Source organism: Microtetraspora glauca, assembly GCF_040656155.1.
GTDB lineage: Bacteria > Actinomycetota > Actinomycetes > Streptosporangiales > Streptosporangiaceae > Microtetraspora > Microtetraspora glauca.
Genome location: NZ_JBFALK010000025.1, coordinates 92,644 through 105,683, shown reverse-complemented (window position 1 = coordinate 105,683; position 13,040 = coordinate 92,644). Strand labels below are relative to the sequence as shown.

Genomic DNA, 13,040 nt, shown 5'->3' with positions numbered 1-13,040 from the left:
CGCCTACGACCGGCGTCGATGGCATCACCGCCACCGGCACCGCTTGACCTGCGCTTCCAGGATGACCATGACCACGGGAGCGATGTCCCGGAACGCTGTTGGATCAGGAGGAGAGTCTTGCCCAGGTCACTGCGCGACTCGATCGCGGCGCGCGCGTCCGCTGCGGCCACCGTCCATCGTCACCTCGAACGCGGCCCAGCCGATCTCTCCACCGACTTCCCTGCGCTCGGCTCGTGCCACATCGGCACAGAGAAGCCGGCAACCTCAACTTGAGTTGAGGTCAAACCATCATGCGGCGCAGTACACGACTTCGACCTGATAGCGCTCTTCGCCCTCGTGCACGTCCACCGAAACCTCGATCAGCGGTCTTCGCTCCATGGATCGCTGCGCAGTTCGGCCACGCTGCGCCGCCACCGCACCTGCTGCCCGCGATCGGCCGGGGCCCCGACGGCCGTCATCGACATGACCACCCAGCCTGGGTTCGGCCGCAGTTCCCCGGTCAGACCGTCCCTGTCGAAGGCGCGGAACTGGTGGCACGTCAGTCCCATCGCTTGTGCTTGCACCGTCAGGTGTGCCACGGCCTGTCCGAGGTCGTAGTCGGCGAACTCCGAAAAGACCAAGTCGGTGTCATCGACGAACCGCCGAGTCAAATTTACGATCAAGAGCCCTGCGTTCGATGCCCATCGCGCCGAGCTACGTGCGAGAAACCGGGTGACCCGCGCATGGTCCAGCTCACCAGGACGGACCGGGAAGAATCCCCACGGCTGGGAGTTCCCCGCAGAAGGCGCCCACCGCGCGGCCTCCAACAGCAACCCGAGCATCTCATCATCGATGACGCCGGCCGGGTCGAACTGGTACGGGCTGAACCGATCCGCCAGGAGCGGATGCAGATCCAGCCGGAGATCTTGATCCATGGTCACGAACCACCACAACTCCCCGGGCCACGTGTCTATGCCGTCGCCCGTGGTCCCGCCGAAACCCCGACGATCGCCCTGCCGGCGTACCTACTCGGGGCGATCGACGGGCGGAGACTTCTGGCTACGAAGGTGGATCCGGGAGCCATCTGTCAGTCGGTTTGAGAGCCGCCGGCCCGGCGACTGGTGTGGGCGACGCGGCGCCATGGGGTGCGCGCGACGGCGGGGACGCGACTGTGTGTGGCGAAGCAGGTGGTCAGATCGAGCAGGAATCGAGAAGCGCGGGTCACGGAGCCGCACCTAGCCTGATGGCCATGGACATCACCATTCATACGAGCTTCCTCCCGCATGACGACCCTGACGCGTCCCTGGCTTTCTACCGCGACACCCTTGGCTTCGAGGTCCGCAGCGACGTCGGACAGGGCAAGATGCGCTGGATCACGGTCGGCCCTGTCGGCCAGCCCGACACGTCCATCCTCCTGGCGCCGCCGGCCGCCGATCCCGGGGTCACCGAGGACGAGCGCCGCACCATCGTCGAGATGATGGCCAAGGGCACCTACGGCTGGATCCTGCTGGCCACCCGGGACCTCGACGGCACTTTCGAGAAGGTGCAGGCTGGCGACGCCGAGGTCGTCCAGGAGCCGACCGAGCAGCCGTACGGCATCCGTGACTGCGCCTTCCGCGACCCCGCGGGCAACCTGGTCCGCATCCAGGAACTTCGCTGAGCCGTCCGGTCATCGATTCGGCCATGATGGCCGGCGTCGCGACCACGTGCGAAGAATACGGCGGCCGGCGCTTCCAGGCCGCTGTCCTCGACCGCCCCCTCGGCGGCCGCACCATCGCAGAGGTGCTCGCGATGTCGGCCGCCGAGGCCGGCAGGCCGGTCATCGCCATCGAGCGCCCCGCCGCCTCCCTCGGCATGCGACCCAGGTGCTCGCGAACATCAATGAGAAGGAGTTATCCCATGTGTCACCCCTCGTGGGGGCTCGCACGCACCACGGCGCACCGCCTGAGCGACCTCGCCCGACTGCGCCGCGTCCGCGACCGGATCGACCGGGAGTACGCGCAGCCTCTGAACGTCGAGGCGCTCGCCCGCGGCGTGAACATGTCCGCCGGGCACCTCAGCCGCCAGTTCCGGCTGGCCTATGGCGAGTCGCCGTACGCGTACCTGATGACGCGTCGCATCGAGCGCGCGACGGCGCTGCTGCGTCGCGGCGACCTCAGCGTCACCGAGGTCTGCTTCGCGGTCGGCTGCTCATCGCTGGGCACCTTCAGCACCCGCTTCACCGAACTGGTCGGCATGTCGCCCAGCGCCTACCGGCGCCGCGCAACGGGCGCTACGGCGGGGATGCCGCCGTGTGTCGCAAAACAGGTGACAAGACCGGTCAGGAATCAAGAAGCGCCGGTCGCCGAGCCGCAACTAGCGTGATGACCATGGCATCCATCGAATCCGTAACCCTCGACGTGGCCGACCCCACGGCCGCCGACCGCTTCTACACCGCCGCCTTCGGTCTGGACACGCAGATACGCCTGCGGGCCTCGGAGGCACCCACAACCGGCTTCCGTGGGTTCACGCTGGCGCTCACGGTGTCCCAGCCGGCCACCGTGAGCAGCCTCATCGACGCCGCCCTCGACGCCGGCGCCACGGCGCTGAAGCCTGCCGCGAAGTCGCTCTGGGGCTACGGCGGTGTCGTACAAGCCCCGGACGGGACGATCTGGAAGGTCGCGACCTCGGCGAAGAAGGACACCGGCCCTGCCACCCGGCAGATCGACGAGATCGTGCTCCTGCTGGGAGTCGCGGACGTGGCCGCGAGCAAGAGGTTCTACGTCGACCAAGGCCTTGTCGTGGCGAAGAGCTTCGGCCGCATGTACGTCGAGTTCGCCGCTGGGTCGAGTCCCGTCAAGCTGGCGCTGTACAGGCGCCGTGCCCTTGCCAAGGACGTCGGCGTCTCTCCCGACGGCACCGGATCGCACCGGCTCATGATCGGTGGCGATGCCGGGCCTTTCACCGACCCGGACGGGTTCGCATGGGAGGCCGCGTCGCCGGCACTCACGCCCTGACGTGTCACCGCCCCCTGCCCTGCCTGGTCGCCGACCACGAGACAGCCGCCGGTCTCGGGGCGGTGCCGGCTGCCGAGCGGATACATACACACGTACGCGGAACCGGCCGATGACCGACGGAGCCCGTCCCCTGAAGGAAGAGCTCTTCACGAAGTGACTGGAGGAAGCATGACGGGCGCGCCGCCGCGCGGATTTGAGGAGAGGCTGCGGGATACTCGCGCGAAACTGGAGAGCGACGTCGATCTCTGGGTCGCGACGTCGGGCTCCCAGGGCGGCGTCCACCTCATCCCGCTCTCGTATCTCTGGGACGGGACCGCGTTCCTCATCTCGACGCCGCGCGCCTCGGTCACCGGTCGCAACCTGCTGGCGGACGGCCGGGTGCGACTCAGCCTCGGACCGACCCGCGACGTCGTCGTCGTCGACGGCACCGCCGAGCCGGTGGACATCGCCGACCTCGCCCCTAAGACAGGCGACGCGTTCGCGACCAAGACCGGTTTCGACCCGCGCGAGCTCGACGAGCCCTACCAGTACTTCCTGATCCGGCCGCGGCGCGTCCAGGCCTGGCGTGAGGCGAACGAGCTGCGGGGACGCGACCTCATGCGCGACGGCCGCTGGCTCGGCTGACCGCCGCACCTGTCGGCTCGCCGCGAGGAACCGCACCCTGCGAGTGCCGATCATTCTCGGTCGCTGCTCGGTGGTCACTCGTTGACCGCTCGCGCGTGCCCCGCTTGGTCGCGAACACCCAGCGGTTGCTCGCCAGGGCGTCGTTCGGTTCGGGGAGCGGACCGCGGCCGTGCTGACGGGCGAAGTCGAAGGGCGTGTGGATGGCGGTGGACCAGCCCCGCGCCCTCAGGGAGCCGACGGAGTCGGGGCGCGGCTCCCTGTCGAACAGGGCGAGCAGGTCGACGCCGATCTGTTGTCTGGTCGCGGCGTAGACGGGGTTGGCGCGGACCTCCGGAGACTCCGTCCCGAGTTTGACCTCGAAGGCCAGCGCGCTTCCGTCGGCGCTCAGGCGGTCCACGGTCTCGATGAGACGACGCTCGGCGGCCGACGGGAGATAGAGCAGCAGTCCCTCGGCCAGCCACGCGGTCGGCGCGGTCAGGTCGAAGCCCGCGCTCACCAGCGATCGAACCCACGTATCGCGCAGATCGGCCGCGATCGGACAGCGCGTGGCCGCCGGGATGAGGGCGAGGCCGTCGAGCACGTCGCGTTTGAACGCCAGGACGCCGTCGCGGTCGATCTCGTAGACGACCTGACCCGGCGGCCAGTCGAGCCGGAAAGCCCGCATATCAAGGCCGGCGCCGAGCAGAACCACCTGCCGGACGCCCGCGTGGGCCGAGCGGATGAGGAAGTCGTCGAGGACTCGGGTACGCAGGCCGAAGTACCGTCCCAGCCTGCCCCACAAGGGGTTCGCGTCCCCGTCCGGCACCTCCGCAGGGCGGACCGGCCACGCCGCAGACGCCTCTGCGGCGCGGACGAAATGCTCGGCGTAGGTGTCACTCGCCAGGGCATCGGGCCGGTGGGTCTCGATCGCCCGCGCGGCGGCGACCATGAGGGCGGTCAGGCCGACGCCGTCTTCGACACCGGTGTGCTGTGCGTCCGGCACGCGTTCTCCTCTTCGGCGGGCGGCCCCCACCGGTCCGGGTGGTCGTGGGTGGTGATGTGGGCTGGAAGCCCTTCTGGAACGCGCCATGCCCTCCACCGGAGTCACGAATCCGCCACCAGGACCGGCTGCCCCTCCGGCTCCGTCCAGCACGTCGAGCAGTGTGTCCACCACCGCGGTCCGATCAGCCCCGGACCGCGACCAGATGGTCGCCTGGAATTCCCGTCTTCTCCGGGCCGTAGTAGTCCCTGATGCCCGCGGCCCAGACCGCGACCTCGATCTGGTCGTCGTCCGACGGCTGGAACGCGTCGAAGAGCGCGTCGATGTTCGCCCGCTCGAAGCCGATCGCCGTCATGAGCGCCACGAAGAGGTCCCGCTCGATGAGGCCGTCGCCGTTCGGGTCACCCAGCGCGGCCAGGGACTCGGCGAAGTCGGTGAGCGCCGCGTCGAAACGTTCCGGGGAGAGGACGCACGCGGTGTACTCCTCGAAAGTGACCCGGCCGTCGCGGTTGGCGTCGAGTTCGGCGGCCAGGGTTGTCCAGTAGCGCCGGAAAGCGGCGAGCATGGCCGCCTTGGCCGCTTCGTCGGAGCCGGGGGACGCGGCGACCACTCGGGCCGCCATGAGGTCGAAGTCCTCGGCTTCGAGGCTGCCGGTGCCGTCGGCGTCGAGCAGGGTGAAGATGAGCTTTACTCGATCGATGGCCGCTTTCTGCATATCCTGTCGCCTTTCTTTGGCCGCCACTCGCAATGAGGGCCGCAATCAAGATTCCGACCGGAAACTACTATGCCAGACCATGACTCGCACGCCCTGTTACGCGATTGGCATTTGGATAACCTAAATGCGACCAACGGGGCGTATGGAATAGATGCCAATCAAGCATCAAATAGCCTGCGGCATTTCGGCGAGTTCGCGCCGTAGTTCCGGCCGGCCACCCATCGAAGGGCGCAATGCGAAATACACCAAATTTCCTGATATTTTCGGAATTATCGCTCCAGTCTCGTGAGCGTGGATCCCACCTGTAGCCGCAGGGCTACTTTTCGATGACTCTCCGGGACGGAGACGACGGCCGGATCGCTCTCGCCTACTGATCGCTGAGCCCGGCCGTGGGCCACCGCCGCAGCCTGAACGCGATATCCGAATACCGCCGAGGTTCCGTGCCAGCGGGTGTGTCGGCTCCAGGGAAGGGAGGACGCGATGAGCATCCACACGATGACCGGCGGCCCGATCGGTGAGCTGCCGCTGGTTGTTGCCGACCGCGCCGTAGCGGTCGTATCCGAGGCGTTCCATCGCCTCCCAGGCGCGCCAGTCGTAGCCGTTCCGCCAGTACTCGGCCAACCGCCGGACCCGGCTGACGCTCACGCCGTAGGCGTCGGAGACCTCGTCGGTGAAGCGGGCGAGGTCCAGCCGCGTCTGGAGGTCGTCCAAGGCCGCCTGGGGGATCTCCACACGGAAGGGAGTGATGTTTGAACTCATGCCTCCATGCTGGAGAAATGCCGTCGCCGCGGGTAGTTCACCGTGCACCGGTCCACCGTGCAGATTGCACGACGCGCTCCCGACCGCACGGCGATCTCCCCCGTCAACCCCCGTGCGGACGCTTCATGCCGCGCTCGATGGCCTCGATGATCCGCGGCCGCATCTCGGCGGCGCCGATGATCGCGTCCACCGAGCCGACCTCGACCGCGCGCTGGATGCTGTGCACCCGGTCGAACTCCGCGGCGACCTCGCCGAGCTTCTCCGCCCGTACGGCGGACTGCACCTCGGCGAGCTGAGCGTTCAGCGCCGCCCGCTCGGCGCCGCTCGCCGCCGAGACCTGCGCCTGCAGCTCGGTCACCCGCGGGTCGGTCGCGGTGCGGTTGTTCACCTCACCGGAGAACACCACGGCCGCCGCCGGGGCGCCGCCGAGCACCGACGCGAACGAGCCCTCCAGCGCCAGCACGGTCATGTTCGGGTTCAGCGCCTTCGAGAACACCACGAACGCGCCGCCGTGGTACCGCGAGATCACGCAGAACACGATGGGCCCGCGGAAGTTCACGATCGCGCGGCCGATCTCGGCGCCGTACTCCAGCTGCAGCTTCCGCATCGACTCCGGCGAGCCGTCGAACCCCGACAGGTTCGCCAGCACCACCAGCGGCCGGTTGCCGCTGGCCGCGTTGATCGCCCGCGCGGTCTTCTTCGACGACCGCGGGAACAGCGTGCCCGCGGTGTAGGTGTCCGGGCCGTCGGTGGGCGGGAAGCCACGCCGCGGCACCGCCCGTGACTCGATGCCGAGCAGGCACACCGGCATGCCGCCGAGATGCACATCCTGCACCACCGCGGTCTCCGCGTCGGCCATGCCCGCCCAGCGTTCCAGCACCGGGTGGTCCTGGTCGGAGAGCGCCCGCATCACGGTCCGGATGTCGAAGGGCTTCTTGCGGTCCGGGTTGGCCTCGGCGGAGAAGATCTCGCCTACGGTGGTGAAGTCGCTGCCCTCCACGGCATGCAGGAAGTCGGAGATGTCGCGGTCGACGGGGTCGGTCGTCCTCGCCCGCCGCGGCGCCTCCTCACCGGGTGCGACGTACGTGTGGTCGTAGTGCGACATCAGCACGTCCCGGGCGGCGGTCAGGTTCGGCGCCCAGTACTGCGCCTGCCCGTTCGGGCCCATCACCCGGTCGTAGCCGCCGATGCCGAAGTTGTCCTCGGCCGACACGCCACCGGAGAAGTCGAGCGACTGCTTGCCGGTGAGCACCATCGCCGAGTCCGGCGTCATCACCAGGATGCCCTTGGTGTGCATGAGCATCGTCGCCTCGGCGTTCCAGTACGGCTGCGCGCCGACGTTGATGCCCGCGACCACGATGTTGATCTCGCCGCCGTCCTGGGTGAACTCGACGATCCGCTTGAGCGCCGCGGCCACCCAGTCCATGTTCTCCGTGCCCGAGCCCATGGAGATCCGGGCGCCGGAGGACAAGGCGTACCACTCCAGCGGCACCCGCATCCGCTCGGCCAGGTCCAGCGCGGCGATCACGCGGCGGCACTCCGGCTCCGACAGCGCGCCGAGCGACTTCGTCGGGTCGCCGAGCAGCACGACCCTGGTGACGCCCTGCGGGTGCCGCCGGGTCGGCGTGGCGACCACGCCCGCGACGATCGCCGCGGTGTTGCGCCCCTTCGGCCGGGCGACCGGCACCAGCGCGTGGTCGGCGTCGAGGTCGTGCTCGACGAAGTCGCCGAGCAGCCCGGTCAGCTCGTACGGGTACACCGTGTTGCGGCTGCTCGCGCGCAGCACCTTCTGCCGGTAGTCGTCGAGCGGCTCGACCGGCTCGAGCGGCGGCTCGCCGACGGTCAGCTCGGTGCCGCCGGTGGCGTCGAAGGAGATGCGCACGGCGATCTTGGTCAGCTCGCCGGTCGTCCGGTCGCGCTGCCGCGCGATGAACAGGATCTCCTCCAGCCCGGCGCCCGCGGTCGTCGGCAACACGCGACCGGCGATCATCTCCAGCTCCGCCCGGGTCATGTCGCTCGGCGGCCAGACGTAGACCACGATCCGGTTGGTGGTGAAGCGCTTCTTCGACGGTCGTCGCGACTGCGCGCGGCGGATCGAGTCGAGGCAGGTGGCGATCGTGTCCTCGGCCGTCGGCAGCGCCACCAGCCTGCCGTCGTGATCGCGCAGCTCGGTCAGGTCGCGCACCTGTGCGAACACGACGAGGCGGTCGTCCGACGGGTTCTCCCGCGCCACGCACTGGAAGAGGTAGACCTCCTCGTCCGACGACGGCAGCCTCGTGAGGTCGAACTTGAACAGCCGCTCCAGCTGCATCCGCTCCGCGATGTACGGGTGCAGGCCGCGGATCAGCCGCTCCTCGGCCATCCCGGTGGCCGACGGGCGGAACGTGAAGTGGTGGTGCATCACCGCGCCGCCGCTGCCCGCGACGGTGGTGGTGAGTCTGCGGACCTGGTCAGGGAGCGGGTGCGCGCTGACGACCTCGTGCAGCGCGGCCGCCATCGCTTCGGAGTCCTCCGGCTGCTTCTCCCAGGCGAGATAGATGTCGGCGTCGATGGCGTCCTCGCCGCTCGCCAGCTCCGCGAGCCCGCGCAGCACGCTGCCCAGCGCTTCGAAGCTCACCGCGGAGGAGACCACGCACGAGCCCGCCCGCTCGGCGACCACGAACCTGCAGCCCGCGGCCTCGCTGGTGCGGACGCCGGTGAGACCCTTGTTGCCGTAGTACCGCCGGGTCAGCACTTCCAGCATGACCGCGTTGTCCAGGTTGCCCCGGGCAAGCCGCTGGCCGAGCAGCCGCACCAGCGGCTCGGTGCTGCGCACCATCTCGGCGACGCGCTCGGCGCGGTCCGCCGCGTCCGGGTGCGCGTCCAGGTGGCGCAGATGCTTGCGGACGTCGGCGTAGACGCGGGCGCGGTTGCGGCGCAGCAGCGGCTGGCCGAACCAGGTGAACACCACGCCGCGCGCGAGGTCGGAGAGCATGGGGAAACGGACCTGCGTCGCGGCCACCAGCCGCTCCAGCGCGAGACCGGCGGGCTCGCGCAGCGTCTCGTCCGGCGGCGACTCCCGCAGCCACTCGCGCAGCAATGTCGCGACCACCGTGGCGTCGGCGGACGCGCGTTGCTGGGCGAGGAAGATGCGGAACACCGCGGCTTCGAGCTCGGGGGAGCGCTCCAGCTCGGTGACTCCGTAGTGCGCGAGTGCCTTGGCGAGCTTGGCCTGGAACGCCTCCGGCAGCCCGGCCCGCTCGACGTCGAGGCTCTGCAGGTAGGTGTGGAAGTACTCGCGGGCGCTGTACACGTGGCCGCCACTGCCACCGCCGCCGTCCTCGCCCGCCGGCCGGTTGCGGCTCAGCTCGGCGAGATCGGCGAACACGTCGACGAGTTCGAGCTCCTCGGCCAGCGGCCGATGGCCGTCCTCGGTGGCCGCCCGGCGCGCGGCGAGGTAGTCGTCGAGCACCCCGCCCTCGTCGTGCGGGTCGACGTCGAAGCCCAGCAGCAGGCTACGCAGGTCCTCCTGGCCACGCCTGGTGCGCTCCCGCGCCGGGACCCTGCCGGGTGCGGCGGGCAGGTCCAGCGTGACGGACTCGGCGGCCGACGCGTCCTCGGCCTGGGCGTCGTCGTCGGCGAGCGGCTCCAGCCGCAGCAGCGGTGCACCGGTCTCCACCTGGCTGCCCACGGAGACGACGCTTTCCTTCAACCGCGCCTTGAACGGCGCCCGCAGCACCGTCTCCATCTTCATGCTCTCCAGCACGAGCACCGGCGCGCCCGCCTCGACCTCGGCGCCGACCTCCAGCGGCGTGGCGACGACCAGCGCGGGCGCGGGCGAGCGGACGACGCCGCCCTCGTCGCGGCTGACCCGGTGCGTCACGCCGTCCACCTCGACCAGGTGGATCGGCCCGTGCGTGCCGGTGAGCAGGCGGTACCGGCTGCCGTTGACGACGATCCGCCCGGTGTGCCGGTCGAAGCGGTCGAGCTCGACGTCGGCGATGCGGGCGTCGTCCCCCGATTCGATGCCGACACGGAACCGATGCGCGCCGACCCGGGCGACGCGCACGCGGTAGCCGACGCCACGCAGCTTGAGGTCCAGCGGTCGGCCGCTCTCGTGCTGCACCTGCGGTCGTCCGCCGAACGCCGTCGACAGCAGCCGCTGCCGCTCGACGCGTTCCTCCTCCTCGTACGCCTCGATGGCGGCGGCCGCCAGCGCGACGGCGGAGTGCCGGTTCGAGACGAGCCGGCCCTCGCCGCGGACGCGGTCGATCCAGCCGGTGTCCGCGCTGGCGTCGATCACCTCGGGCTGGTCGAGCAGGTCGAGCACGAAGCTCTTGTTCGTCGCGCCACCCTCGATGATCACTGTGGTCTCGGCCATCGCGCGGCGCAGCCGGCCCAGCGCCTGCTCGCGGTCACGGCCGTGGGCGATGATCTTCGCGATCATCGAGTCGAAGTCAGCCGGGATGCTGTCGCCCTCGCTGACACCGGTGTCCACGCGGATGCCGGGCCCGGCGGGCAGCACCAGGCGCGCGATGCGGCCCGGGGCGGGTGCGAAGTCGCGGTCGGGGTCCTCGGCGTTGAGCCGGGCCTCGACGGCGTGGCCGACCTCTCCCGGCTGGGTGCCTTCCAGCTTCCCGCCGTTCGCCACGTGCAACTGCAGCCGGACCAGGTCGGTGCCAGTGGTGATCTCGGTGATCGGGTGCTCGACCTGCAGCCGGGTGTTGACCTCGAGGAAGGCGAACAGCTTCTCGCCGGGGTGGTAGAGGAACTCGACGGTGCCGGCGCCGCGGTAGCCGACGGCCAGCGCCAGCCGCTCGGCCGACGCCTTCAGCTCGGCGGTCTGCTCGGGAGCCAGTACCGGGGAGGCGGACTCTTCGATGATCTTCTGGTTGCGCCGCTGCACCGAGCAGTCCCGGACGCCCAGCGCCCATGCGGTGCCCTGTCCGTCGGCGATGATCTGGACCTCGACATGCCGGGCGCCGGTGACCAGACGCTCCAGGAAGACCACGCCGGAGCCGAAGGCGCGCAGCGCCTCCTGGCTGGTGCGTTCGTAGGCGTCGGCCAGCTCCTCACTGGAGGCGACCATCCGGATGCCGCGTCCGCCGCCGCCCGCGGTCGCCTTGAGCATCAGCGGGTAGCCGATCTCGTCGCCGGCGCGCAGCGCCTCATCGAGGGTCGCGACCTCGCCGCGGCTCCACGGCGCGACCGGGACGCCGACCTCCTCGGCGATCAGCTTCGCGCCGATCTTGTCGCCGAGCTTGCGCATCGCTTCCGCGCTCGGCCCGACGAAGGTGACGCCGATCTTCTCGCACAGCTCGGCGAACGCCGGGTCCTCGGCGACGAACCCCCAGCCGACCCACGCGGCGTCGGCCCCGGTCTCCACCAGTGCCCGCTCCAGGACGGCGTGGTCGAGGTACGGGCGAGCCGAGGCGGGGCCGAGCGAGTAGGCGACGTCCGCTTCACGGACGAAGGTCGCGTGGCGGTCGGCGTCGGTGTAGAGGGCGACCGTCTCGATCCGCGTCCCGGTTTCCGCCGAAAGGTCCCGCACCGCGTGGATGAGCCGCATCGCGGCCTCTCCACGGTTGACGATCGCGACACGACTGAACACCGGCTGAGCCTCCCAAGTTTCCACGGGCAGAAGGCGACGTCCGGGTCTCGGAGCGTCGCCTGCACCTGTTTACACCCTCCTTGATTACCGGTGGCTACACCAATGGTCCGCATCGCGCGTCCCGGAGCTGTTGCGTTGTGGAAACCCCACAAAAGGACCCCGGGCCCTGTCACGAAGTCGACGACCTCTCCTGCGCGCGGGCGTCCTGTACGACATAGTCGCGGAGTGTGATGTTCCCCGCGGTCTTACGGGCCATTTTGGAGGCCATGTTCTTCCCCGGCAGGTACGGCATGACCTTGTAATACCGATTGAGGATCGAGGCCAGGAAGCGGCTGCTCGGGACGATGAGCTTGGCGACGCCGTCGCCCATCTTCTGGCAGCCCTCCGCGTACGCGCGCATCTCCTGCTCGTAGCGGGCGAACGCGACGCGGTGGTCGCCGCGCGCTGCGGCCAGCTCGCCCGCCAGCACGTACGCGCCGACCAGGGCGAGGCCCGTACCCATGCCCGACAGGGAGGACGGGCAGTAGGCGGCGTCGCCGACCAGGGCGACGCGGCCTCGGCTCCAGGCGTCCATGCGGACCTGGCCGACCGAGTCGAAGTAGAAGTCGGGCGCCTGTCGCATGTCGTGCAGCAGCCGGTCGCTCTGCCACCCGTTTCCGGTGAACTGCTCGGCGAGGATGGCCTGCTGCCGCGCCACGTCACGCCGGTCCAGGTCCAGCTCCGGCGAGCCGAAGTAGAAGACCGCCTTGGCCTCGGTGTTGTGACGGGCGCTGTACATCGCCACCAGCTTGTTCCCGGTCCGGTACGCGTGGCCGGTGTGGTCGAGCCCGAGGTGGTTGGCGGTGGTGAAGATCGCGCAGTAGACACCCAGGTGCCTGACGTGGTTCTCCTCGGGACCGAAGGTCAGGCGGCGGGTGGTGGAGTGCAGGCCGTCGGCGCCGATGACCAGGTCGAACCGGCGCGGCGCGGCGCGTTCGAAGGCGACGGCCACCCCGTGGGCGTCCTCCGTGAGCGAGGTGATGGAGTCGCCGAAGATGTACTCGGTGTGTTCCTTGGTGGCGTCGTAGAGAATGCGGGCCAGGTCTCCGCGGAGGATCTCGATGTCTCCGGCGAACAGGTCGGCGGGCATCTCCGCCTGCGTCTTGCCCGCGCTGTTGACGTACGACATGGAGCCCATGCCGGTGCGGGCGCGTTCGATGTCGTCCAGGATGCCCATCCGGCGCAGGATCGACAGGTGTACCTCACCACGGAAGTCGACGGCATAGCCGCCGTCGCGCAGCGCGGGGGCGCGCTCCACGATGGTGGGGGTGAAGCCGTGGCGGTGGAGCCAGTAGGCGAGCGCTGGGCCGGCGACGGAGGCGCCGGAGATCAGTACGTTGCGGTTGTCCATGGCCGAGA

General features: G+C 69.8%; 10 protein-coding genes. 4 read left to right on the top strand and 6 right to left on the bottom strand.

The window, feature by feature from the left end; all coding sequences use genetic code 11:
* Nucleotides 1-359: 359 nt before the first annotated feature.
* Nucleotides 360-914: a nitroreductase family protein gene (locus AB0I59_RS35535; RefSeq protein ID WP_358140016.1), complete on the bottom strand. Its 555-nt coding sequence runs from the start codon at nt 912-914 to the stop codon at nt 360-362.
* Between the two features lie 314 nt (nt 915-1,228).
* On the opposite strand from AB0I59_RS35535, the gene AB0I59_RS35530 reads away from it, so the two are divergent.
* The 4 genes from AB0I59_RS35530 to AB0I59_RS35515 all read left to right on the top strand — a co-directional run bounded on the left by AB0I59_RS35530 (nt 1,229) and on the right by AB0I59_RS35515 (nt 3,599).
* A complete protein-coding gene (locus AB0I59_RS35530) occupies nt 1,229-1,639 on the top strand; it encodes a VOC family protein (protein WP_061259924.1) in 411 nt (136 codons plus the stop codon).
* 239 nt (nt 1,640-1,878) lie between these two features.
* Nucleotides 1,879-2,343 (top strand): helix-turn-helix transcriptional regulator, encoded by a 465-nt coding sequence (locus AB0I59_RS35525; protein ID WP_061259922.1) that lies wholly within the window; start codon nt 1,879-1,881, stop codon nt 2,341-2,343.
* A complete protein-coding gene (locus AB0I59_RS35520; protein WP_435831158.1) occupies nt 2,343-2,975 on the top strand; it encodes a glyoxalase in 633 nt (210 codons plus the stop codon). Before AB0I59_RS35525 ends, AB0I59_RS35520 begins: the two co-directional genes overlap by 1 nt.
* Before the next feature lie 168 nt (nt 2,976-3,143).
* Complete coding sequence (locus tag AB0I59_RS35515; RefSeq protein WP_358140012.1) at nt 3,144-3,599, top strand: pyridoxamine 5'-phosphate oxidase family protein; 456 nt, start codon at nt 3,144-3,146, stop codon at nt 3,597-3,599.
* Here the strand turns inward: AB0I59_RS35515 and AB0I59_RS35510 are convergent.
* The 5 genes from AB0I59_RS35510 to AB0I59_RS35490 form a co-directional block, all read right to left on the bottom strand.
* Nucleotides 3,571-4,581, bottom strand: a complete 1,011-nt coding sequence (locus tag AB0I59_RS35510; RefSeq protein WP_358140009.1) for an SAM-dependent methyltransferase — start codon at nt 4,579-4,581, stop codon at nt 3,571-3,573. The two genes, AB0I59_RS35515 and AB0I59_RS35510, sit on opposite strands and share 29 nt — an antisense overlap.
* Nucleotides 4,582-4,762: 181 nt before the next feature.
* Complete coding sequence (locus tag AB0I59_RS35505) at nt 4,763-5,293, bottom strand: EF-hand domain-containing protein (RefSeq protein ID WP_061259897.1); 531 nt, start codon at nt 5,291-5,293, stop codon at nt 4,763-4,765.
* Between the two features lie 165 nt (nt 5,294-5,458).
* Entirely contained in the window at nt 5,459-6,052 is a 594-nt protein-coding gene (locus tag AB0I59_RS35500; RefSeq protein ID WP_358140006.1) for an epoxide hydrolase N-terminal domain-containing protein, read from the bottom strand.
* Between the two features lie 103 nt (nt 6,053-6,155).
* Nucleotides 6,156-11,642 (bottom strand): ATP-binding protein, encoded by a 5,487-nt coding sequence (locus AB0I59_RS35495; RefSeq protein ID WP_358140003.1) that lies wholly within the window; start codon nt 11,640-11,642, stop codon nt 6,156-6,158.
* Between the two features lie 169 nt (nt 11,643-11,811).
* Nucleotides 11,812-13,032 (bottom strand): FAD-dependent monooxygenase, encoded by a 1,221-nt coding sequence (locus AB0I59_RS35490; protein ID WP_061259893.1) that lies wholly within the window; start codon nt 13,030-13,032, stop codon nt 11,812-11,814.
* Nucleotides 13,033-13,040: the final 8 nt, after the last annotated feature.